19 protein-coding genes are annotated in these 24,333 nt (G+C 46.2%); 13 read left to right on the forward strand and 6 right to left on the reverse strand.

Annotated elements, in window-relative coordinates; translation table 11 throughout:
• Window positions 1–11: 11 nt before the first annotated feature.
• Complete coding sequence (locus tag OI18_RS01835) at window positions 12–1,028, reverse strand: LacI family DNA-binding transcriptional regulator (protein WP_039136510.1); 1,017 nt, start codon at window positions 1,026–1,028, stop codon at window positions 12–14.
• Window positions 1,029–1,267: 239 nt separating this feature from the next.
• Here OI18_RS01835 and OI18_RS01840 point away from each other — a divergent pair, with 239 nt between their 5' ends.
• On the forward strand, window positions 1,268–2,305 hold the full coding sequence (locus OI18_RS01840; protein ID WP_039136513.1) for a 2-oxoacid:ferredoxin oxidoreductase subunit beta: 1,038 nt from the start codon (window positions 1,268–1,270) through the stop codon (window positions 2,303–2,305).
• A 623-nt stretch (window positions 2,306–2,928) separates the two neighbouring features.
• On the opposite strand, the gene OI18_RS01845 is transcribed toward OI18_RS01840, so the two are convergent.
• A complete protein-coding gene (locus OI18_RS01845) occupies window positions 2,929–3,798 on the reverse strand; it encodes a cupin-like domain-containing protein (RefSeq protein WP_039136516.1) in 870 nt (289 codons plus the stop codon).
• Between the two features lie 100 nt (window positions 3,799–3,898).
• On the opposite strand from OI18_RS01845, the gene OI18_RS01850 reads away from it, so the two are divergent.
• Together OI18_RS01850 and OI18_RS01855 are read left to right on the forward strand one after the other, a co-directional pair.
• Window positions 3,899–4,513, forward strand: coding sequence for an L-threonylcarbamoyladenylate synthase (locus OI18_RS01850; RefSeq protein WP_039136519.1), 615 nt, complete (start codon window positions 3,899–3,901; stop codon window positions 4,511–4,513).
• Between the two features lie 8 nt (window positions 4,514–4,521).
• Window positions 4,522–5,115, forward strand: coding sequence for a GNAT family N-acetyltransferase (locus OI18_RS01855; protein ID WP_039136522.1), 594 nt, complete (start codon window positions 4,522–4,524; stop codon window positions 5,113–5,115).
• Here the strand turns inward: OI18_RS01855 and OI18_RS01860 are convergent.
• Entirely contained in the window at window positions 5,112–5,684 is a 573-nt protein-coding gene (locus OI18_RS01860) for a ribonuclease HII (RefSeq protein WP_240312700.1), read from the reverse strand. The genes OI18_RS01855 and OI18_RS01860 overlap by 4 nt on opposite strands.
• Before the next feature lie 63 nt (window positions 5,685–5,747).
• Between OI18_RS01860 and trxA the strand changes: the two genes are divergently transcribed.
• The 6 genes from trxA to OI18_RS01890 all read left to right on the forward strand — a co-directional run bounded on the left by trxA (window position 5,748) and on the right by OI18_RS01890 (window position 11,130).
• Window positions 5,748–6,068 (forward strand): thioredoxin, encoded by a 321-nt coding sequence (gene trxA / locus OI18_RS01865; protein WP_262493987.1) that lies wholly within the window; start codon window positions 5,748–5,750, stop codon window positions 6,066–6,068.
• A 24-nt stretch (window positions 6,069–6,092) separates the two neighbouring features.
• Complete coding sequence (locus OI18_RS01870; protein WP_039136531.1) at window positions 6,093–6,920, forward strand: universal stress protein; 828 nt, start codon at window positions 6,093–6,095, stop codon at window positions 6,918–6,920.
• A 30-nt stretch (window positions 6,921–6,950) separates the two neighbouring features.
• Entirely contained in the window at window positions 6,951–7,202 is a 252-nt protein-coding gene (locus OI18_RS24830) for a cytochrome ubiquinol oxidase subunit I (RefSeq protein ID WP_262493988.1), read from the forward strand.
• Window positions 7,165–7,527: a cytochrome ubiquinol oxidase subunit I gene (locus tag OI18_RS24835; RefSeq protein WP_039136537.1), complete on the forward strand. Its 363-nt coding sequence runs from the start codon at window positions 7,165–7,167 to the stop codon at window positions 7,525–7,527. The genes OI18_RS24830 and OI18_RS24835 overlap by 38 nt, the downstream gene beginning before the upstream one ends.
• A gap of 227 nt (window positions 7,528–7,754) precedes the next feature.
• Window positions 7,755–8,828, forward strand: a complete 1,074-nt coding sequence (locus tag OI18_RS01885; RefSeq protein WP_039136541.1) for a COX15/CtaA family protein — start codon at window positions 7,755–7,757, stop codon at window positions 8,826–8,828.
• A 43-nt stretch (window positions 8,829–8,871) separates the two neighbouring features.
• Window positions 8,872–11,130 (forward strand): patatin-like phospholipase family protein, encoded by a 2,259-nt coding sequence (locus OI18_RS01890; protein ID WP_039136543.1) that lies wholly within the window; start codon window positions 8,872–8,874, stop codon window positions 11,128–11,130.
• Window positions 11,131–11,146: 16 nt separating this feature from the next.
• Here the strand turns inward: OI18_RS01890 and OI18_RS01895 are convergent, their stop codons facing one another.
• The 3 genes from OI18_RS01895 to OI18_RS01905 form a co-directional block, all read right to left on the reverse strand.
• Entirely contained in the window at window positions 11,147–12,058 is a 912-nt protein-coding gene (locus OI18_RS01895; RefSeq protein WP_039136545.1) for a diacylglycerol/lipid kinase family protein, read from the reverse strand.
• Between the two features lie 38 nt (window positions 12,059–12,096).
• Window positions 12,097–14,454: a glycoside hydrolase family 127 protein gene (locus OI18_RS01900; protein WP_039136547.1), complete on the reverse strand. Its 2,358-nt coding sequence runs from the start codon at window positions 14,452–14,454 to the stop codon at window positions 12,097–12,099.
• A gap of 102 nt (window positions 14,455–14,556) precedes the next feature.
• The gene (locus OI18_RS01905; RefSeq protein WP_240312701.1) at window positions 14,557–15,561 is read right to left on the reverse strand and encodes a 4-hydroxyproline epimerase; all 1,005 of its coding nucleotides are present in this window, start codon (window positions 15,559–15,561) and stop codon (window positions 14,557–14,559) included.
• 162 nt (window positions 15,562–15,723) lie between these two features.
• On the opposite strand from OI18_RS01905, the gene OI18_RS01910 reads away from it, so the two are divergent.
• From OI18_RS01910 to OI18_RS01925, 4 genes are read left to right on the forward strand one after another with little or no spacing between them, the layout of a single operon-like run.
• Window positions 15,724–18,741, forward strand: a complete 3,018-nt coding sequence (locus OI18_RS01910) for a SusC/RagA family TonB-linked outer membrane protein (protein ID WP_039136549.1) — start codon at window positions 15,724–15,726, stop codon at window positions 18,739–18,741.
• 26 nt (window positions 18,742–18,767) lie between these two features.
• Complete coding sequence (locus OI18_RS01915) at window positions 18,768–20,162, forward strand: SusD/RagB family nutrient-binding outer membrane lipoprotein (RefSeq protein WP_039136551.1); 1,395 nt, start codon at window positions 18,768–18,770, stop codon at window positions 20,160–20,162.
• A 38-nt stretch (window positions 20,163–20,200) separates the two neighbouring features.
• Window positions 20,201–21,958, forward strand: a complete 1,758-nt coding sequence (locus tag OI18_RS01920) for a DUF885 family protein (RefSeq protein WP_039136553.1) — start codon at window positions 20,201–20,203, stop codon at window positions 21,956–21,958.
• A 10-nt stretch (window positions 21,959–21,968) separates the two neighbouring features.
• Window positions 21,969–24,245, forward strand: coding sequence for a S9 family peptidase (locus tag OI18_RS01925; RefSeq protein ID WP_052272775.1), 2,277 nt, complete (start codon window positions 21,969–21,971; stop codon window positions 24,243–24,245).
• Window positions 24,246–24,333 lie beyond the last annotated feature (88 nt).

Below are 24,333 nucleotides of genomic sequence, written 5' to 3' on the forward strand. Positions count from 1 at the left end.
TGTACCACTGGTCAGCGTTTGTGAACTATAAGCTCACCCCTGATCAGCACATTTTCATGCACAGGGTCATTGTCGCCTTCATGATTGATTAGGTTAAGCAGGATTTCTGCAGCTTTTGCGCCTTGCTTACCTGGATATTGCTCTATTGAAGCCATTGGTGGACTTTCCAGGTAGTTTGTTATCGGCAGGTTGGCATAGCTGACAAAGAAGATGTCTTTATTGTTTTTCAGCTTGTGGGACCGGGCGTATTGAATCGCATCCAGGGCAACGTAGTCATTAATAGCAAGTATAGCCGTTGGAGGTTGTCGCAGTGTTAGCAGGGATTCCATAGCACTGGCGGTTCCTTCTTTTGTTAAGTCAGAATAGGCAACAAGGGAAAGATCTATCTTCAGCCGCTTCTTCTTCATCACGTTCATATAAGTGTCCGTGCGCTCCCTGGAAGACTTCATCTCCTTCGGTCCGTTTATGATCCCGATTCTCCTGTGTCCTTTTTCCATCAGGTAGGAAATTGCCTCGTGTGTGCCCTGAGGCATGTCAAATGCAACTTTACTGTATTCGCCGGAAGCCGGTACCCTATCGAAGAAAACAACGGGGATCTGGTATTTCTGCAGGCTCGTAAAATGTTCCAGGTTCTTGGTATGCTTTGATAATGAAACGATTATACCATCGACCCGCTGGTTTTTCATAGCAGTTATAATTGCCTTCTCCCTTTCGACATCGTCGTGGGACTGCCCAATCAGCACATTATACTTGTTTTGATTGGCAACATCTTCAATACCGCTGATGGCTCCGGCAAAAAAGTCTTCGATGAGATAAGGCAGAACAACGCCGATAGTGAACGTTTTGCGTTGCTTGAAGAAAATTGCTGTTTGGTTCGGTTCGTAACCCAGCTCGTTTGCAAGCTGTTGTACCCTGGTTTTGGTCCTTAACCCAATACTCGGATGGTCGTGTAAAGCCCTGGAAACTGTAGAAACGGAGATATTGAGCCGATTGGCAATTTCTTTTATCGTTGGTAATTTCTTTTGCATCGTCCCGGGGAAGTCAGTGTTAAAAATAAAGATTTAATACATGGAAAGCAGGTAACTGGCATACTGTAGTCATTCTACAGGAAAGAAAGGTGAATTTAAAAGAAGTATTTGAGGAATTTAACGGGTTGACAGGTTAATACACAAAACCAGCTACCAGGTACTCGAAACCAGCTGGTAAGTACACGAAATAAGAGATTAATCTCAGGTAATCGTACCTTTGCACACACATTTTCGTGAATATGAGTACCATTGAAGCAACGTCCGTTCCGTCACTTACGGCGAAGGACTTTACAACCGACCAGGAAGTGCGCTGGTGTCCTGGGTGCGGCGACTATTCCATTCTTGCCCAGGTGCAGAAAATAATGCCGGGCTTGGGTATACCCCGGGAGAATATCGTAGTTGTATCCGGAATCGGCTGCAGCAGCCGTTTTCCCTATTATATGAATACTTATGGCATGCATTCCATCCATGGACGTGCAACTGCCATTGCCAGTGGTTTGAAGGCGACCCGTCCTGAATTGAGTATCTGGATCGTTACAGGTGATGGTGATGGCCTGAGTATCGGTGGAAATCACACCATCCATCTGCTGCGACGCAATTTTGATGTGAATGTACTTTTGTTCAATAACCAGATCTATGGTTTGACAAAGGGTCAGTATTCCCCCACATCCGAAGAAAACAAGGTTACAAAGAGCACACCGTTTGGCTCTATTGATCATCCTTTCAATCCCCTTGCTCTTGCAATGGGGGCTGATGCAAGTTTCATTGCGCGTAGTATGGACCGTGACCCTAAACACCTGCAGGATATGCTTGTTAGAAGTCACGCACATAAAGGAGCGTCTTTCCTCGAAATTTACCAGAACTGTAATATTTTCAACGATGGCGCTTTCGAAATATTTACAGAAAAGTCCTCAAAGCCGGAACAGGCGCTGTTTTTGGAACAGGGCAAACCCCTTTTATTCGGTGCAGCAAAAGACAAAGGCATTAAGCTCGATGGTCTTCGTCCGGTCATCGCCGATCTGAATGCAGGTGCAAGTGCAGATGACTGCTGGATCCATGACGAGCGTGACTTTTATAAGGCACAAATTCTTGTTAGAATGTTCGATGATCCTACTGTTCAGGGCCATATGCCTCGTCCCTTCGGTATATTTTATGAAACTGAACGGGCATGCTATGAAGATGTTATGGCCATGCAGATCGAAGAAACAATAGCAACAAAAGGCAAAGGCAATCTCGACAAGCTTCTGCGTGGAAACGAAATCTGGACGATAAACTAGGAGGACTCACTAACGAATTTCGACAAGTGAATAAGTGAATAGGTCAATAAGTGGATGGCTCATTTATTGACCTATTGTTTTAATTCACTATGCACAATACACGATTTTCACCTGGGTCACATGTTGCTTACGTGATACCTTATCTACCTGTTGCCTTATGCACTTGTTGACCTGATTCCTATTGTTAATTTTATTGGCGGTTGTGATAGTTTACTGTTTGCTTTATTCACTTATCGCAAATTGTCAGCCCGTCTCCAAATAAAAAGCCAGCGATGGAAATCGCCGGCCTGTGCTTACCTCTGAAACCACAAAAAGAAAGAGGTCGTATATTGGTTTTCACTAATCGAAAATTTCTAAAGATTCCACACCGGGTGGATCAGTAAAGTGATTTTAAAATTCTTCAAAGGGAGTGTACGAACAGGTCAGCTTTTACATGGGTATTGGAGACGTCGGAATGTCAGGATCAGAAATGCCGTTGGATTTTGGCCGGATTCTCTGAGATGTATCAGTGATTGATGCTTAAAATTAAAGCCTGAAAGGCTATTCTGCAACAATTATTTAAAAAAAATAAATGTTTTTTTGTACCCATAAATTGTCGGAAAATACCCGAAAATGAACAGGTTTTAATGTCCCGCTGCCTCAAATGTTTTATCTTTTTTGTAATTATACCACCAGGCGGGTACTGTTTTCTTCATCAGTGTATCAATATTCCGCATTCCTAAAAGGTTCCATACGCCCTGTAATTTCCCCCCGACAGAACTTTGCAGCGCACGCAGGCTCATGGCAAATCCGCTGTCTATGTACTCCATATGATGCCAGTAACCCGCGGGCATAAAGAGTGTGTCACCGTGCCCAAGTGTTACGTCGAATCCCTGGGCTTTTCTGAGGGCAGGATATTGATTGAAATCGAGCTTGCTGTGGTGAGGGTCGTAATACTTCTCAAAGTTCACGAAACTGAGTACTTCCCAGGGCTTGCGGTACAGATTGTGTTGTTCGTCGAACGGAAATAGCAATACCCTTTTCCGCCCGGCAAATTGCGTATGCAGGATATGCGACATATCGATGTCGAAATGCATGTGCGTAACTGAACCTGCTCCACCAACAAACAGCATAGGAAATTTTTTCACGAATCCCTTCATAAGGTGATCCGGCCACGTAAAATCACTCGCCAGCCGGGGTGCATGCGTAAAAAGGTTGAAGAGAAATATCCTGAGCCCGACCGGACCTTTTCTCACAAGATCGAGATAGTCGCCAAATTGCATGTAATCATCTGCCTTGTTTATCGGCGTATGTGCATCGCTTTTTGTGTTGTTGTAAACCCCAACCTCAACTGAACCCAGTGCCTGTTTGAAAAAATCCCAATTCCATTTATTGTATGCAGGCCAGTCGTGCGACAAACGTTTAATAACAACCGGTCGCATTGGTTCATAATACTCCAGCCTGAAAGTTTCTGCTGATAATTGATCTCTGACATCAACCGGCTTCAACTGCATGGTCTGAAAATTTAACGGGCAAAACTAGTATGAATTTAATGTTAAATACGACTCGATAATTGTTAAAGATACAAGCAATCTATTCTTCTTATCTTAGAACATGATTATTCACGTTCATCCGGAAAATCCCCAGCCACGGGCTATCAACACTATTGTGGATACATTGCAAAGGGGAGGAGTGATCATTTATCCCACTGATACAATCTATGGTATCGGTTGCGACATCTTTCAACATAAGGCAATTGAAAAAATCTGCAGGATCAAAAACGCAGAACCAACAAAAACCCATCTTTCCTTCATTTGCTATGATCTCAGTGACCTTAGCAAGTATACGAAAAGTATTTCCACACCTCTATACCGGATGTTGAGGCAGTATCTTCCCGGTCCGTATACTTTTATTCTCCCCGCCAGTAAAGAGGTACCGAAGATGCTTAAAAGCAAAAAAGATACAATAGGGTTACGCGTACCGGATAACAACATAGCCAGGACGATTGTACGTGAATTGGGAAGGCCAATCCTGAGTGCTTCTTTGCCGGGGGAAATGGTTGAAGAATATACAGATCCTGAAATGATCCATGGGAACTTCAACAAACTGGTGGATATTGTGGTTGATGGGGGAATCGGTGCCTGGACACCGTCAACCGTTGTGGATTGCACCCAGGATCCGCCTGTAGTTATACGCCAGGGTGCGGGGGAATGGGAAACCTATGCATAAAATGAATTATGTCTTTTGAACGATTTTTTCCTGCCGATCTCCAGTTGAAAAGCAACCGGGTACTGATGCGTAACCTTCGTCCCTCGGATCTCGAAGGACTGTGGGCTATCTCACAGGAGCCATCATTGTGGACCTGGTTCACCCGTGAACTCAATTATCGCGACCAGCTTGAAGCATTTGTCGCAGAAGCATTCACCCAGCAACAACAACAGATCAGGTATCCTTTTACTGTTATTGACCTGGTAACCGGCTCTATTGCAGGCAGCACCAGCTTCGGAAATATATCCTTTCCGGATAAGCGGGTAGAGATCGGATGGACCTGGTTTGGAAATGATTTCCGCGGTACAGGCATAAACCTTCATTGCAAATATCTCATGCTTGACTATGCGTTCGGGAAATTGGGCTTTGAACGTGTGGAAATAAAAACCGATGCACTTAACGAACGGTCACGGGCGGCTATTCGTAAACTCGGAATGAAGGAGGAGGGGATATTAAGAAGTCATATGTCCATGCCCTATGGAAGGAGAAGGGATTCAGTATACTACAGTATGCTTCTATCCGAGTGGCAGAACGCAAGGGAACGACTGTTAACCCTGCTTTAGTCCGCTAATTCCGGGTCCTCTTCGTAGATTTTGAAGCTTTTGCGGTGGTATCGACTCAGGCCGTACTGACCAATAGCCTCCCGGTGTGCCGCGGTCCCGTATCCTTTATTCTGGTTCCAGCAGTAATGCGGGTATTTTTCGTGGAGGGATTTCATGTAATCATCCCGGTGAGTCTTGGCGAGAATACTGGCTGCAGCAATGGAAGTGTAGGATGCATCCCCTTTAATGATACAGTGGTGCGGGATCCCTCGGTAGGTTTTAAACCTGTTCCCGTCGACCAGGAGCAGACTGGGTAAAGGTGCCAGTTGTTTTACTGCCAGGTGCATCGCTTTCCATGAAGCCTGCAGGATGTTGATTTTGTCAATAATCCGCTCACTCACAGATGCAACTGCCCATGCAACGGCATTCTGCTCAATTACCGTCCTGAGCATGTACCGGTCTTCTTCCTTTACCTGTTTGGAGTCATTAAGAAGCGGATGGTTGAAATCACGAGGTAGAATAACCGCAGCAGCAAATACAGGACCTGCATAACACCCGCGTCCGGCTTCATCGCAGCCGGCTTCTGTCAATATTTCTTGGAAACTGGTAAGCAGCATTTTTGCATGCCAAAAGTAGACGATTCTTTATTGTAAATTTATAATGTTGAAAAATTCAGTATGGCTACATTTAATGAAGTAATCCAGTCTGAGAAGCCGGTACTGGTTGATTTCTCCGCAGAATGGTGCGGTCCATGTAAAATGATGCCGCCGATTCTGAAAGAATTGAAAGACAAATTCGGCGACGCAGTAACCATCATCAAAGTTGATGTGGACAAAAATCCGCAGGCGGCACAGCAATACAATATCCAGGGTGTCCCTACCCTGATAGTATTTCAGAAAGGAGAAGTCAAATGGAGACAGAGTGGAGTGGTTCCGGCAAAGCAACTGGAACAGGTGCTGGGAATGTATCGCTAAAAATTGACCATCCAATAAATCACCATGGCAAACATCCTGGTTCCCTTTGACTTTTCAGTAAATGCTACTACTGCGTTGGACCAGGCATGCCTGGTTGCCGTTAAAAAGCGGCTGTCCATAGAGGTATTACATATTGTCAATTTCAAAACTGCGTCAGAATACCCTGCCGATTGGGGAGTTGATCCCCATAGCCCGGATCTCCATATGATCAGGAAAAAGCTCAATGAGCATGTCGATGAACGAAAGCGCACCTGTAGCGCAGTGGAGGTACCGATTGAAATCAGCGTGAAAGAAAGCGTAATGGTTAACGGAGGAATCATTAATCATATGTTGCATAAGAAGTCCGATCTCATCATGATGGGAACACATGGCACTACCAATGCAATCGAAAGATTCTGGGGAACGAATTCGTCTACCATGATCAATCATTCGCTGTTTCCGGTTATGGTGGTTCCACCGCAGTGGAAGCCGGCAACCTTCAACGAAATGATTGCCGCAGTGGCATTGAAAGAAATTTCTGAATGCCTGCCGCAGGTTACAAAATGGACAGAATGGCTGCATGTCGCCCCTACTCTGGTAACGATGAGCTCCGTTCCGGAGGTGGACAAGCCATTACTGGAGGAGGCTGTTAAAGGATATGAAGGTGTGAAGGCAGTTATGGTGGATAAGAAAAACGATATGCCGCTCTGGAAAAACCTTGTGGCGTTTACTGAAAATCGTAATGACACGCTGCTGGTGATGTTCGTACATGAAAGAACGGTTCTTGAAAAACTGTTTGATTACAGTATTACTTCGAAGGTGGCTGAAAGAATACACATTCCTTTGCTTGCACTCCCTGCCAAACACAAGTAGAACGAAATATGGATCTAGCCGCCACTGAGTATCGGACTCGGCCTCTGTATGGTACTTATGGAAGGTATGTACCTCCGCACCAGGAACCAGTTTTTTGAAGAAATGACACGGTTTTTCACCCGCATTTTTGCGCTCATCTTTGGAGTCGGTGTCGGCGAAGGGCTGAATGCGAGGGCAGAAATCACGGATTTCTGGGCAATGATATTTAATCCGTCTTCCATCGAACGTAAACTTCAGTTCTGGATTGGCGCATTTCTCTATCGCCGCCAGGTATATCCATAAGAAAAAATACCTTGTATTTACCAGGGCCGCCTTCCCGATCGGATTTTTTGTTGCATTCTTTTCCTCGTATGCACAGCTATATATCGGACACCTGAGCGCAAACGTAGTCGCCGAACATCAGACTGCCAAACTTGCGGCGCTTGAAGGTCATTTTCCTGCCAGCGGAAAAGCTGACAGGCACCTTTTTGGATGGGTTGATAAGGAAAAGCTGGAGGTTAAAGGTCTGGCAATACCGGGAGGACTGTGCTTCCTGGTTAATTATAAGTTCTCGGAGCCAATAAAGGGCTTAATGCATTTCCTGAATCTGACAGGCCCGAAAACCTGAACCTCACAGAACGTATTTAAGAAAACAGTACCCTCCACCATTGATCCGGCATACAACCTCACCGTTTCAAATTCTGCCATCAACGCGAATAGCCTGGGATTCATGCTGACTTTCGCTGCCACCGGGATTCCCCTGGTTGCCGCCTACACTAGTTTTGTGTTCTGGGCTTTCAAAGGGAAGGTAAAGCTTGACGAAATGAGCTCCTGATAAAATAACTTTGCAACCCTATGAACTATGTATACCAAGATCGCGGAAAAAAGGCGGTTGCTATCTGGCTGATGATTGGGGTGGGTATGATTATTGTGCAGGTATTGCTGGGAGGGATCACACGGTTGACAGGATCAGGATTGTCAATTACCGAGTGGGATGTAGTAACGGGAACGCTTCCGCCATTGAATGAACAGCAATGGCTGACGGAGTTTCAGAAGTACCGGCAAACTCCACAGTTCAGGTTGCTGAATACTGATTTTACACTGCGTGATTTCAAATTTATTTTCTTTTGGGAGTGGTTCCACCGCGTGTGGGCCCGGCTGATCGGGATTGTGTTTGTGATCGGCTTCATTTTCCTGGTTGCAAGGAAATACCTGAGAAAGGAAATGATCAATCCCCTGCTGATTTTGTTCTTATTAGGAGCATTACAGGGTGCGGTAGGCTGGATAATGGTAGCAAGCGGGCTTACCGGTGATGCCGTGTATGTAAAGCCAACCAGGCTGGCATTACATTTCATCCTTGCTCTGGGATTGTTATGTTATACTTACTGGTTTGCACTTCGTTTACTGGTTCCTGCTTCGGAGAGGATTGTTGCACCGGAGGTGAAAAGACTAACATCAATCATCCTGGTAATCCTTGGAATCCAGCTGATATACGGCGGACTAATGGCTGGTCATAAAGCGGCAACCGTTGCTCCAACCTGGCCTACGATTAATGGCATGTGGGTGCCCGACAACCTCTGGAAAGATCGTCCGGTGTTACTGAACCTGATTGATAACACGATCACCGTTCATTTCATTCACCGGAACCTTGCATACCTGGTCACCATTCTGATCATTATCCTGTATGCTAAGATCCGTAGGGTGCAGGTACCACCCATGATAAAACGATGGCAAAGGCTTCCCCTGATCCTGGTAGTGATACAGGTAATGCTGGGTATTTTTTCAATATTGACCAGTCCGGGTATTATTCCAAACCATTGGGGTAATTTTGAATGGATGGCCCAGCTTCACCAACTTGTTGCGATGTTCCTTTTGCTGTCAATAGTTCAATTGTTATATCTTTTCAGTGGGGGCAGGCAGCAGGCATAATTTGAACCTTGTCTTCACGTTATAGGTATACAGACAGGATGTTATGAAGCAGAAACTGAAATCCATATTTTATTCGTTCCCGATACAGCTCATACTGCTTCACTTTAAGAAGTTTCAGATATTGCTGGTATTCTGGCTTGTGCTTTTCGGTGCCGTAAATGGAAGTTTTATGGCGGCATTCGGAGTAGACTCACTGTACCTGTCACCAGAATATCTTGGACAGGTAAACGCTGTCAGCGCTGGTATCGTGGGTGTTGCGATTGGCATTTTCATCATGAGCTGGAACATCACCACTTTTATCCTTTTCAGCCGCCATTTCCGGTTCCTCGCCACAGCTACCAGGCCGTTCCTGAAATATTGCATCAATAATGCAATCATTCCGCTGGTTTTCCTCGCCTTTTACTTTTTCCGAGCTGTTGATTTCGATATCAACAAAGAATTGATGACGGCAGGGGATGTATTGATGTTATCGGGAGGTTTTCTCGCAGGCCTGGTTCTGATCATACTGATATCATTCGGCTATTTCTTCGGCGCTGATGTACGCATTTCCAGGAATATGATCAGCCTGGATCCTTCACCCATGGCCATGCACCGCGGAGTAAAACCATATATCGTTTTGAATAGTGGGGGAAGCAGGCTGATCAAGGTGACCAATTACCTCAGCGGAAGGGGAAAAGTCAAGGCTGTAAGGGATGTTTCACATTACAGCAAGGATTTCCTCGAACACATTTTTAACCGTCATCATTTTGCAGCCGTTTTATCCATTTTTATTGCATTCGTATTTCTTATGGCAATCGGGTTTTTGCTGGATCGGGAAGTTTTCCAGTTGCCTGCCGCTGCAAGCATCACGCTTTTCTTTTCCATCCTGGTTGCAGTTGTGGGGGCTTTTTCCTATTTCCTCCAAAGTTGGAGTGTTCCTTTTGCTGTCGTGCTTGTAGTAGTACTTAACCTGCTGTACAGGCACGGAATTATCGACCCGACAAACAAGGCATACGGACTTGACTACGGAAAATCGATCAGTCGAGCCGACTATACTCCCGAAAACCTGAACCGACTCAGCGCACCTGAAAAAGTTGCTGCTGATAAAAAGGTAATGCTGGAAGTGCTGGAGAACTGGAAGGCAAGGCAGGATGCGGGAAAACCCTTCCTGTATATTATCTCCGTTAGTGGCGGCGGCACCCGAAGCGCCACGTTCACCATGGGGGTAATGCAGAAACTGGATAGTATTAGCGGTGGCCAGCTGATGCGAAAGACCTTTATGATCACCGGCGCTTCAGGCGGAATGCTTGGGGCAGCATATTTCCGAGCCCTGTCGCACCGGAAGGACGAAGGAAGGCCCGTTAACCTGCAGGATCCGGTATATATTGATGATATTTCCCAGGACCTTCTGAATCCCACTTTCTCCTCATTTGTAGCCCGGGACCTGGCAGCGCCTGCACAAAAATTCAGGGTGGGCGAATATGAATATGTGAAGGATCGTGCATACTCCTTTGAACAGCAGCTTAATAAAAACACCAGGTTATTGCTTGACAAAGAGTTAAGTCAACTCGCAGATGACGAACGCAGTGCGAAGATCCCGGCAATGGTCTTCAATTCAGTCATTACCCGCGATGGCAGGAAAATGCTGATAAGTACGCTTCCTGTAAGCTACCTAATGAGACCCGCGGGAGATACATCGATGCAGAATGGCCGTGATCCCGACGCAATCGATTTTGCTGCCTTGTTTGAGAAGCAGAACCCTATGAACCTTCGTCTGCTCACTGCACTGCGCATGAATGCCACATTTCCGTATGTCCTGCCGAATGTCTGGTTGCCTACAGAACCAAAGATCGATGTAATGGACGCAGGACTCCGTGATAATTTTGGCCTCGAAACCGCCTTACGGTTTACACATGTTTTCCGTGAATGGATAACCAACAATACATCCGGCGTTGTGCTGGTGCAGATAAGGGATCGCCAGGGTGGTGGATGGGAATATCCATTTGAATCGAAAGCCATTTCGGAAGTGGTGACTAAACCAATGTTATTGCTGCAATACAATTGGTATAAAATGCAACAATACAACCAGCAGGATCAGCTGAGCTTTGCTTCTGATATTATGAATGGAAAGCTGAGTAAGCTCACTTTTCAGTATGTTCCCGATAAACTGGATTCCAAAGCTGCACTCAATTTTCACCTGACCAAGAGGGAGAAAATGGATATCATCAAAACATTGGACAACTCACTGAACCGTCAGGCCTTTCTGCAATTCGGAAAGATTATATTGCCTGATACTGTCAGGCAAACACTCTCAGTTCGTTAATCTTCGCAGATCAAGCTTACTGTGGCCGGATCAACCGGAAGCTTTTAGGAATGACTTTTATATTGAAGAGTTCCGCTGTTTCCTTCGGTTCTCCATCAATGTGCAATGGGGCCAGGTCCTTGTTTTTTAATTGAAGCTTCGCAGCCTGGAAATACTGGATGGTGTCCTTTGATTTTTTCGATGTACCGGTAAGTGCTCCACCACTTATCTGCTGGATCAACGCAAATGGTAAAATGGCCTTGCTCATTTTAGGAACCACAACTATGTCTAGCAGCCCGTCATCCAGGCTGGCTTTCGGAGCAATCGTAAATTGATTTCCGAATTGATTGCTGTTGGCAATGCTGATGAAAAATGATTCCGTGTTAATCAGGTGGTTGTCAACCTGCATTTCAAAATGGTATGTACCGGTTGATAGAAAGTTCTTAAATGTTTGCTGTGTATAAGTGAGCAGTCCTCTCGATGGCTGGTTGGCAAAATCATGCGCAACTTTCGCATCAAATCCCACCCCGCAAAGCATGCATGCAAATTGATCGTTTACCATGAATGCATCTGTATAGGCACCTTTGCCAGTGAAAACCAGGTCAACGGCCCTGGAAAAAGTCTTTGGTATTTTTGCAGAAAATGCCAGCCCGTTACCTGATCCCATTGGGATAATACCGAAGTTAACATCATTCTTTCTCAGGCTTCCGATTACCTGGTTCACGGTTCCGTCGCCTCCGCAGATGATTACATCCGTATATCCTTCCTCTTCAATTTTCTGCTGTACAAATTTGTAATTTCCACTAGCGACTGTAGGCAACACTATGGCAGGCACACCAAACGTAAGTGCGGCATCCAGCAGTTTCTTCTGCAGTCCAGATTTTTGGGCGGTGCCGGATATCGGGTTAACCAGGAAAATATATTTTCGGCCGGAAGCGGAAATGCGCATTTAAAGTCAGCTATTGTAAGCGCAAATCTAGTGCTTTCTTATTGGCTTCTTACCGTCCTTACGCCAAAGACACGACCTGCGGTTTTTCCGTAATTAGATTCAACCCGCACCGTGATTTTATTCTTGTTGCGGATGAGGTCCGCGGGAATGGAGTATTCCCTTTCATAAAATTTTCCTGTTGCTGCGCCGGTGAGTTCTTCGGTTTTCACTTTCACCCCTTCAACAAGGATGTCAAATTTCCGGTCTTTATCGTCACCAAGGTAGGTAAGCATAAGGTTATTCCGGGTTTCCTGGTTTACACCGATCTCGAAAGAAAAGAAGCCACCAGCCCTCACTTCCCTGCCATTTACACCAAGTGCGTCACTTACATAACTTTTTTCGCTTGCTTTCAGGTTATGATCGCGTTCCGGCTGCATTTCACCAATGCGGAAATTGTCTATTGTGCGTTCACTGATTTCTTTTTTGCGCTTCTTTTCGGCTTCATATTCCTCCTGCCGCGCAGCCCATTCTGCATTAGTAAAATAATCCCAGTATACGCTGTAATACTCATTATAAACCTGGTAAAAAGGTGTCAGCTGAACATTCTTTGGTTTTGCCACACCATGTATTTCAAATTCAAGCGGCTTTGCTGCCACGGGCCTGATCCAGTTGTTCACCTGCTTGTCATCTGTCAGTAATACCGGTGTGCCAAAAACAGGATCCGGCATTTCACTGCCCAATTTCCCCGCGAGCACCAGCGGCCCATACAGTACTGCAATCCTGTTCGGATTGTCAGGCATACTTTCTGTACGTAATTCGCGTTCGAACGTAATAACTATACGATCATTGTTTTTCCATTTTTTGTTCAGCACCAGGAATCCATCACGATCTGCAGTAACCATTTCGGTTTGCCCGTTAACAGAAACTCTTGTTTCAGTTGCCCAGTAGGGACGCCGTATTTTAACGGAATAATTGGCCGAAGTTTTTTGAGAAATGAGCAGGTGGGTTGTATTACCGGAAGGGAAGTCTGTCTCCTGTACAATGCGGGCATTCCGGCTTTTCCAATTCAGTGTGGATGGGATAAAAAGGTTGACGAAAAGACTTCCATCTGTTCCTTCGTAATAAATTCCTTCTCCATACTTACTATGATTTTCCATGCCACTTCCTACGCAACACGTGAAAGTATTCAGTGAATCGGAGAATTGTTTTTTAGTGCCCATTCGCAGCGGAACGAAATAGCACATCATTCCTGTTTCAGGATTCTGCGATGCCAGGATATGGTTATATAATGCGCGTTCATAATAATCACCTAATTCGGAATTCGGTGCCTGGGTAAACAACTGCCGGGTAAGCTTCAGCATATTGTAGGTATTGCAGGTTTCACTCGTGTTGTCACTAAGCCGGTCGCTGAGTTTGTCGGCCGCGCCGCAATATTCATAGTTGCTGTTTCCCCCGATTACATAACTGTGGTGGTGTACCATTGTCTTCCAGAAGAACGAAGCAATTGTCTGGTCGCTTTTATTACCGGTGTAAGTGTATTGTGTCGCACTGCCTATCGCTTTTGGCACGTTGGTATTGCTGTGTTTCCCGGGCATGGGGTCAATCTGCTGTGAAAGCGGCTTCATAACAAAGTCATCATAAAATTTGTATGACCTTTCAAGATGTTTTTTGTCACCCGTTATGGCATAGAGTGTTGCAAGCGCATCGTTCATTCCGCCGTATTCACATCGCAGCATTTTCTGTAACTGGGTTTCAGTAAGATTCTTCAGTGTGTTGCCGGTCCAGTCGCTGATTCCGTCAGCAATGACAAGTGCTTCCCTGTTTCCCGTATAGAGATAGGCGTCAATTAACCCTGCCATTAACTTATGGACTACATACCACGGCGCCCAAAGACCGTTGAGATCAAAACCGCCGGATCGGATGTCTCCAATGGATACTTTATACCAGGCGCTGTCTTCCCCCGGCATTGCACCCACAAACCCGGTCTTTCTTGCTACCTGGCAACGCCTGATCTCACTAACGATGTAGTTCACTCGCTTCTTATATTCCTCGTCACCCGTAGAGGCATACATCATACTGATGGCCGACAGGTAGTGTCCAAGTGTATGGCCCGAAAGACCTTCAGTTTCCCAGCCGCCATATACTTCAGATTTTACAGGGAGGCCCGCATTTACATAAAATCGGTGAAGCAACCGGTTGGGCTCCAGAAAAAGGAGGTAGCCTGCATCCTTGTCCATTGCATTTTTGAACGGGCTGCCAGGAGCTACCTGAACATCTTTCAGGTCGAATCCATATGCCTTAACTGCAACAGCCGGCTTAATTGCAAACCGTGTATCACCTTTAACCGGTACATACGATTGTGCTTCCGCCAAGCTGCCAATCACCATTGCCGACAAAAGAACCAGGTACTTTTTCATTTTATTTAATTAGCATGCGACCAAAGTCGGATTAATAATGATACAGGTTAATTTACCCGTCGGGAACCACCCGTCGGGAGCCACCCGTCGGGTGAAATAGGGTCAAATCACCTGAAATCCATACGCATACGGATCGTCGTCAGGATCAATGGAGATAGTATTATAACCGTAGATCCGTGCCCACCCTTCAATACCGGGACGAATAGCAGGCATCCCCGCTACCGTGGTTTCTTCTTCGATCGTACCGGTAAAGGTTGAGCCGATAATACTTTCATGAATGAACTTATCACCCTTTTTTAGCAGGCCTTTTGCATACCACTGCGCCATGCGCGCAGAAGTACCGGTGCCGCACGGACTCCGGTCTATTGCCTTATCGCCGTAAAAGACCGCATTCCTTGCAGTGGATCCGGGATCGATCACAGAACCAGTCCACAAAATATGCGAACAGCCTTTGATCGTCTCATTTTCCGGGTGAACGAAACTGTATTGATCGTTGATGCGGTTACGTAACTCTCTAGCCCACGCAATCAGGTTGTCAGCTGGATATTGTTCCAGCCCACCGAAATTCTTTTGTACATCCACAATGGCGTAAAAGTTACCCCCGTAGGAAACGTCGATTGTCAACTCGCCAAGGCCCGGACAGTCAACTGTAAGCGCTGTGGCAGCCAGGTAAGCCGGAACATTGGTGAGTTTTACAGATTTCACTTTTTTGCCTTCCTGCTTATATTCAATAAGGACAAGTCCGGCTGGTGCTTCCATTCGGATGCGGCCCGGAACTTTGGGTGTTATTAATCCTTCTTCCAATGCGATGGTTATAGTGCCGATTGTTCCGTGTCCACACATCGGCAGGCATCCACTTGTTTCAATGAACAGGACAGCAACATCATTGGCAGGGTCGTGCGGCGGATAGAGGATCGATCCGCTCATCATATCATGCCCCCTTGGCTCAAACATGAGTCCTTTCCTGATCCAGTCAAATTCACGCAGGAAGTGTTGCCTTTTTTCACTCATGTTACTTCCATGCAGAACCGGCCCGCCACCGGCTACCAGTCGCACAGGATTTCCGCAGGTATGGGCATCGATACAGAAGAATGTCTTTTTCATCATACTGTGTCGAAGTTAGCTCTCCGTTAGTATTCCCGATCACTGTCGATTAGTGATTTATTTGCAGATTTTAACAGGTTAAATTCTGGTAACCATCAGCTAAATCACATAAATCCGCCTGCAGGCAGTCGTAGTAAGTTTGGAAATACCGAAACCAAACTGCTTATGATGTCCACTGCAAAAACATTGCTGACACTGGCCGCAGCAATCTTCACCAATATTCTTTATAGCCAGACCACGGTCCTGCGTGGCAAAATCCAGGACCAGAAAGGTGTGCCGATTTCAGGTGCAACAATAAAAGTCAGGAATGTGAATGGCGGGTCGTCGACCAATAACGACGGAAGCTTTTCACTCAGCTATCCGCAATCCGGCACCCTCGTTATCAGCGCTGTTGGCTTCCGCGACCAGGAAATCAATCTCAACGGGCAAACGGAAATCAGCATTACTCTTTCTCAAACAAGCGCTCAACTGGAAGAAGTGGTGGTTACAGCCTTAGGCGTAAAGCGCGAGAAAAGAAACCTTACCTACAGTACACAGGAAGTAAAGGGTGATGAATTGCTCAAAACAAAGGAACCAAACGTCGTGAATGCACTCGCCGGAAAAGTGGCAGGAATGCAGATCACAAGTTCATCTGGTACTCCGGGCGCTTCATCCCGCATTGTCATCCGGGGCAATACATCAATATATGGCGACAACCAGGCATTGATCGTTGTAGATGGTATTCCCATTAACAATGATGAAACCGGCAACCTGAATTCCGGTCCCGGCACAAACCGCCTGTCAGATATCGATCCCGGAACTATCGAAACGATCAACGTTCTGAAAGGTGCTGCGGCAACCGCACTCTACGGCTCATCAGGCGCAAGGGGAGTAGTAATGATCACGACAAAAAACGGGCATCTTAACCGCAAACCATCACTCACTTTCAGTTCGGATCTGTCATTTGAAAAGCCACTGTTACCGGAGATCCAAACTAAATATGCCCAGGGAGACCGAGGTGTATTTTTTAATGGTGAAGATCAGAAAACCTCCGCAGTATGGGGACCACTCATGGACACACTGATGATAAATGGCGCAAAAGCACCTAAGTACGACCAGATGGATCTGTTCTTCCGCACTGGTGTTACTTCCAATAATTCAATTAGCGTAAGTGGCGGCGGCGCAGCATCCAGCTACTTTATGTCCTACTCCTATTTTGATCAGAAAGGAACAGTGCCCAATAGCGACTATAAAAGGCACAGCGTTTTCACTAAATTCTCTAATCGCCTCACCGACAAACTGAATGCAACCGTGCAGGTGACATATTCCGGGTCTAAGAGTAACCGCCCACCAGAAGGTTATGTGCTGGAAGCTCCGGTTTGGACAATTTTTACTGCGCCGGTATCCTGGAATCCTTTGCCCTACCTCAATGAAGACGGCACACAACGCGTCTTTCGCTTCTCACGAAATAACCCTTACTGGGTACTTGACCATATTAACAACAGTGCAACTGTTAATCGCGTAATTCCTGTTCTGACTTTCAACTACACACCGACTAACTGGCTTACAATCACTGAGCGATTCGGGGCAGACGTTTATTCGGAACAGTCCAAGTATGTTGAAGCACCGAGCTCCACTCTGGCAACCAATGGCCGCATTATTGACCGCAATTATAATTTCCGGCAGTTCAACAATGATATCATTATCCACGCACACAAAGATTTCGGGAAATTCAATACCAACCTGTTGCTGGGAAACAACATTCTTTCAACGTATTCCCAAACTTACCAGGGCAATGGTTTAGGAACATCTATTGAAAATTTTACCAACATCAGTAACGCTTCAACCATCACTTTTACTGAAGGAAATTACCTGAGCAGGAAAGTCGGGTTTTATGCGCAGGCAAATATCGATTATAACAGGTTCGTAACTCTTTCCCTCACCGGTCGTTACGATGGTAGTTCTGTGTTGTCGCAGGATAACGCATTCTATCCTTATGGCTCTGCTGCGGCAGCCTTTGTGCTTTCCGAGTTTTTCCCGGAACGCACGCGGTCATGGGTGGATATGGCGAAAATAAGGGCATCTTATGCAACTGTTGGAAATGACCAGGTCGGCGCCTACTCCTTGCTGACACCTTATAGTCCGGCAACTGTGGGCACCATCAACTTTCCCTTCCAGGGACAATCAGGGTTCCTGCTGAGCCAAACCCTCGGAAATCCAACGTTGAAAAACGAAAGACTTAATGAACTCGAATTCGGATTTGAAGGCCGTTTCTTTCACAACCGTCTCGGCATAGAGTTGTCTTATTTCAATAAGGAAACAATCGACGGCATTATTCCCGGCATCGTCGTTAGTGCTGCTTCAGGTTATACGAGCACCACACTTAATTCAGCCAAGCTCGAAAACAAGGGCATTGAACTGCTAATCAATGCAACACCTGTCCGAACTGCATCCCTGAGCTGGGACATTGCCTTTAACTACAGCAGGATCCGCAATAAGGTGATTTCACTTAATGATGCTGGCGATATAAAGCAACTTGGCAACGGTTTCACCCAGGTGATAGTTGGTGAACCATACGGAGTAAAATTTGGTGGCCGCTATGCCCGTACTGAAGATGGTCAGCTGCTGATCGGCGATGACGGACTTCCGTTCCGCGATGCGGTTGATGGCATAGTCGGGAACATCACGCCCGACTGGATGGCCGGTCTTAACAATACAATCCGTTACAAACAATTCAGCTTCAGCTTCTTTTTTGACATGAAGAAGGGAGGCGATATTGAAAACAACGTCGATGGTTACGGATACTTCTATGGCACACCTAAAGCAACTGAGGATAGGGGAGAAAGGATAGTGCCGGGCGTAAAAGCGTCAGATGGCAAACCTAACGACATATCGGTACAGGGGCAAGATTACTGGAGGAGATTGAACGGCATACTGGAGTCTGTGATCCAGGATGGAACCTATCTCAAATTGAGAACAGTCTCGTTGAGTTATGACCTCAGTAAAAGGATTCTTGAAGGAACCGCCGTAAAAGGCCTGAGCTTCTCCGTTACAGGCAGGAACCTGTGGATTCACGCACCTCACTTTACCGGCGGTGATCCGGAAGTAAGTTCTTTCGGGTCGTCAAACGGTTCACAGGGATTGTATTCCTTTTCCACCCCGACCTCAAGGTCAGTGGCATTTTCACTCAGGCTGACATTTTAAACTGGTAATCTGAAAATTGAACGATCATGAAAAATATCATATTCACTATACTTTGCGGCATTGTATTAACCTCAGGAGCGTGCAAGAAATTCATTGATAAGAATGATGATCCCAACCGGCCAATCAACGTACAGGAGCCACTTATACTTTCCCCCGTTGAGTTGGCTATTTCACATTCACTTAATGCTGGTTATGCTGCGATACTTACTCAGCATTATACCCAGTCAGTTGCATTGAACCAGCCTGTTCCGAATGAAGGCACCTACCTGCTGGTAAACTCACAGATGGATGGTGACTGGTCCAATGCGTATGCAACAATCCTGAACAATCTGAAGGTGATGATTGAAAAGGCGGAAACAAAAAACAATACAGCCTATTCAGGAGTTGGTAAGATCCTGTTCGCATATACTCTGGGCACTGCCACAGATCTTTGGGGCGACATTCCTTTGCTGCAGGCGCTTAAAGGCGCCACTGATTTTACCCCTGCGTATGACAAGCAGGAAGACATATATGCTTCGATACAGGATTACCTGGACAAAGGCATCGCTGACCTTGACAAGGAAAGCGAACTTTATCCCGGTTCTGACGATTTCTTTTATGAAGGAGACCTATCTAAATGGGAAAAGCTCGCCTATACTCTCAAAGCCAGGTACTACATGCACCTTACAAAAGCTCCGGGCAATACTGCTACAGAACTGGCTGGCAAAGCGCTTGCTGCTTTACAGAATGGAATGACAGCAAATGACGATGATCTGAAATTTAAATATCCGGGAAGCGCAGGAAATGAAAACCAATGGTACCTCACTTTCCTTCCGGGGTCAACCCTGGTCCTCTCTTCCAACACGGTTGACTCGTTCAAATCGCGGAATGACCCGCGCATGCCTGTTATTGTCGCTCCTGCGAAAGCCACCGGTCTTTATACCGGCCGCCATATCGGGGACGTTAATCTCGGTAGCCTGGAAGACTATTCAATCCCCGCAGAGTTTTATGGCGGTGCAGACGCTGCCCACTATATCGTTAATTATACAGAAGCCCTGTTCCTGAAAGCGGAAGCCACACTGATCCAGTCCGGAGCTGCTGCAGCAGAACCAATTTACCAGGAGGCAATACTTGCACATATGGACAAGCTTGGACTGAATACTTCATCTGCCGGAGTGAACACCTATATGCTCTTAAGGGGAACGCTCACCGAAGCAAATGCCCTGCAGAGAATCATGGAAGAAAAATCAGTAGCTAATTTTCTCAACATGGAGAACTGGGTTGATTGGCGCAGGACAGGATTTCCAAAGCTTGAAAAAGTGCCAAATGCCTCGGGCGATATTCCCAGGCGAATGTTATATCCGCAATCTGAGCTGATTTCCAACCCTCAATCCCAGCAATCTGCAAAACTGACAGATCGTCTTTGGTGGGATGCACAATAGGTTCAAAACTTTACCAGGAAACTGATCAATAAAAAAATATGGTTAAGAAGATAATTGTTACCGGTATATTTTATTGCTGGATTTCATTCCTTCCGGATGTTGCGCTGGCACAGGCATCTGAAGAAAAGGAAGTCGCCCTCCAGGCATCGGAGCTGACGAATGCCATCATCCAGTATCGTGCGGATAAAGGCTCACTGGACAGATTTTATTATTTGAAGACATCACCTGAACGGATCAGCAGGATCTCGGACCTGGACAAACAATATCTCAAAAGGATCGAACAGTACAACTATAGCAGGCTTAGCAATGAAGGAAAAGTGGACTACACTTTATTCAAACGTAATCTCACCAACGACCTGCGAATTCTGGAGTTGGACAGGCAGCGATCTTCAGCGGCAAAAAGCTATCTCCCCTTCGCGGATGATGTGTATGCTTTTGAGAAGCAACGCAGGCGTGGTGCAACAATTCACGCTGGCCAGTATGCGGCAAAAATGAATGAATGGACATCAGCAACCCGGGAGCTTATTAAAAAGCTCGACGCGGATAAAAATCTCGATTTAACCGGGGCCCTTGCTGCCGAACAACTTGCTGCAGACGTCCGCGAAGGCCTGAAAAACATCCACGAATTTTATAATGGTTACGATCCGCAATACACGTATTGGATGGACGCTTCTTATAAGGGAGTGGACAGCCTGCTGAAAGTATACGCCATGCAACTTCCGGTTCAAGGCCGTAAAAATGCTGCATCGGCTGACGATGGCAGTGGCATCATTGGCAAGCCAATAGGAAGGGATGAACTGATCAGTCAACTCAGCCAGGAATTTATCCCATATACACCGGAAGAGCTGGTGGCGATCGCTGAAAAGGAATTTGCCTGGTGCGATAAGGAACTGCTCAAGGCTACCGGTGAGATGGGTTACGGCACCGACTGGAAAAAGGCAATGGAAAAAGTAAAGAACACTTACGTTCCGGAAGGAAAACAACCGGAAATGATCCTGGATCTTTACAACCAGAGTATTGATTTCATAAAAAAGAAAGACCTGATCTCAATCCCGCCCATTGCCGAGGAAACCTGGCGAATGATTATGATGACGCCGCAACGCCAGCTGGTAAATCCATTCTTTACAGGCGGAGAAGTTATCAGTATATCCTATCCCACAAATACTATGGTGCATTCGGATAAAATGATGAGCATGCGCGGAAACAACCCGCATTTCTCCCGCGCGACAGTTCACCATGAACTTATTGCGGGTCACCACCTGCAGGGATTCATGAACCAGCGTTTCCGCAATTATCGGAACTTCAATACCCCTTTTTGGGTTGAGGGATGGGCGCTTTACTGGGAACTGATATTGTGGGACCTCGGGTTTCCCCGCGGCCCTGAAGACAAGATTGGTATGCTGTTCTGGCGGATGCACCGCTGCGCCAGGATTATCTTTTCACTTAACTATCACCTGGGAAAATGGACGCCGCAGCAATGTATCGACTTCCTTGTTGACAGGGTAGGTCACGAGCGCGCCAACGCAGAAGGAGAGGTACGCAGGTCTTTCGTCGGCGGGTACAGTCCACTTTACCAGGTCGCTTATATGATCGGTGGATTGCAGTTTTATGCGCTGAAGAAAGAACTCGTCGACAAGGGCAAGCTGACATATAAACAATATCACGACGCTGTTTTGCAGGAAAACCAGTTACCGGTTGAAATGATCCGTGCATTGCTGATCAATAAGCCACCGGCAAAGGACTTTACCAGCACCTGGCGTTTTTACCCGTTGGATCACCAGGCTTCGAATCCTTAAAATATTTATCATGATTTTCAGAACCGGCACAGTGGCAATAATGTCACTTGCCTTTTCCATTAATTCCTTTTCACAGCAATATCCTTCATACCATCCCACTGCGGCTGAAATCGTAATGCGTTATGAAAAAGCGAAGATCACGGACAGCCTGGCAAAACAGTCGGTTTTCCGGACCTCAGTACAACCGGTGTGGGATAAAAAAGGCGGATTATTCTGGTTCCAGAATCTGCTCGCTGACAGCGTTATGGAATTTATTGCAATTGATGCAGTAAAAAAAACGAGACAGGAACCTTTTTCAACAAACAGGTTCACAGAAGCGCTGAATAAGACAACCGGGAAAATGTATCAGCCATCGCGACTTCCGATCCGGATTACTTTCCTGGATACAGAACAGAAGGTGTTCGGGTTTACGCTTGGCCCGGACCGCTATACCTGCGACCTTAATGACTACAGCATTCAGAAAAAGCAAAAAGATCCTGCCGGCTTCAGGTTCTCCAATGGAAACGGTTGGACAAGGCGTAGCCGCTGGATGGATTATAGTACGGACAGCACGTCACCCGACAAAAACTGGAAGGCGGTAATAAAAAATAACAACATAACGATTGTCGCTTCTGATGGCAGCAAAGAGCAACAGCTGACTAATGATGGTATCCCTGAACTGCACTGGGGATCTGTTGCGTGGTCACCTGACAGCAAATATATTGTTGCTTACAGGATAAAGCCCTACCAGGATTCACTGATTTATTATGTTACCAAAGCTGTTCCCGGCACCAGCCGTGGTCAAATGCACTCAATGCCTTACAAGCAACCTGGTGACCCATTCACAACGTATGAAATGTTTGTGTATAGTATTGCTGATGGAAAGCAGGTCAAAGTCCGTACCGACATTATTGACTTCTTCGGTGCGCCATATGTGCATTTCCGTAAAAATGATCCACGTTACTTCCTTTTCGAAAAAGTTGACCGCGGCCACCAGCGTTTCAGGATCATGGAAGCTGATGCACTGACAGGCACAACGCGAACTGTATACGACGAGCAGGCGACGACGTTTATTTATGAATCAAGGATTTATACGGAGTACCTGCCGGAGACGAATGAAGTACTGCTTACTTCCGAAAGGGATGGCTGGCGTCACATTTACCTGCTGGATGCCATGTCTGGAAAAATCCGTAACCAGGTGACTCGCGGCAACTGGGTAGTAAAAGAAATTGACAGCATCGATAGCCGAAAACGGGAAATCTGGTTTCGTGCAGCCGGTATAAACCCTGGTGAGGATCCCTATAATGTTCACCACTATCGCATCCGGTTTGATGGTAAGAACCTTGTAGCACTTAATCCTGAACCGGGTAATCACTCAGTCAGCTATTCGCCAGACGGGAAATACATGGTGAATACATGGTCACAGGTTAATATCGCGCCGATTACAGTTCTCCGGAGTGTTGAAACCGGCAAGCCACTGATGAACATCCAGCATGCAGATACCAGCAGGTTGCTCGTTCTTAAGATGTCTCTTCCTATGCCCTTCAGGGCAAAGGGCCGTGATGGTATAACAGATATCTGGGGAGTCGTTTGCCGCCCTTCGGATTTTGATTCCGCAAAAAAATATCCGGTTATTGAGAATATTTATGCTGGCCCCCAGGACGCTTTTGTTCCCAAGAATTATCTCCCCTATGGTGAAATGCAAAGCATTGCCGAACTTGGTTTCATAGTTGTTCAGATCGATGGAATGGGAACTGCAAACCGGTCAAAAGCATTTCATGATGTAGCCTGGAAAAACATTGCTGATGCCGGCTTCCCCGATCGTAAAGCCTGGATCCGGTCACTGGCTGCACAATATCCCTGGGTAGATACGTCAAAGGTGGGGTTATACGGTACTTCAGCTGGCGGACAAAACGCAATGGGCGGCCTGCTTTTTCATCCTGACTTTTACAAAGCCGCAGTGTCATCATGCGGGTGCCACGACAACCGCGTTGACAAGCAATGGTGGAATGAGCAATGGATGGGCTATCCTGTTGGTAAGCACTATGATGAACAATCAAACATTACAAATGCTTACCGGTTAAAAGGCGACTTGTTACTGATCGTAGGGGATGAAGACTCCAATGTTCCGCCGGAATCGACATATCGCGTTGTTGATGCATTGATCAAATGCAATAAGCAATTCGACTTCCTCTCAATTCCAGGAATGGGTCACAGCGATGGTGGTAACTACGGCAGGATGCGCAAACGTGACTTCTTTGTAAAGTCTCTCCTCGGCGTTGACCCCCCAAAACGAAACGCGCTTTAGTTCCCGCATTCATTTTAAAGTTAATATTTGCTAACACAAAATTAAAATGTGTAAAAGGCCTGGAAAATTCAGCGTTTAACTTTAAGTG

It is taken from the genome of Flavihumibacter solisilvae (assembly GCF_000814475.1).
GTDB classification, from domain to species: domain Bacteria; phylum Bacteroidota; class Bacteroidia; order Chitinophagales; family Chitinophagaceae; genus Flavihumibacter; species Flavihumibacter solisilvae.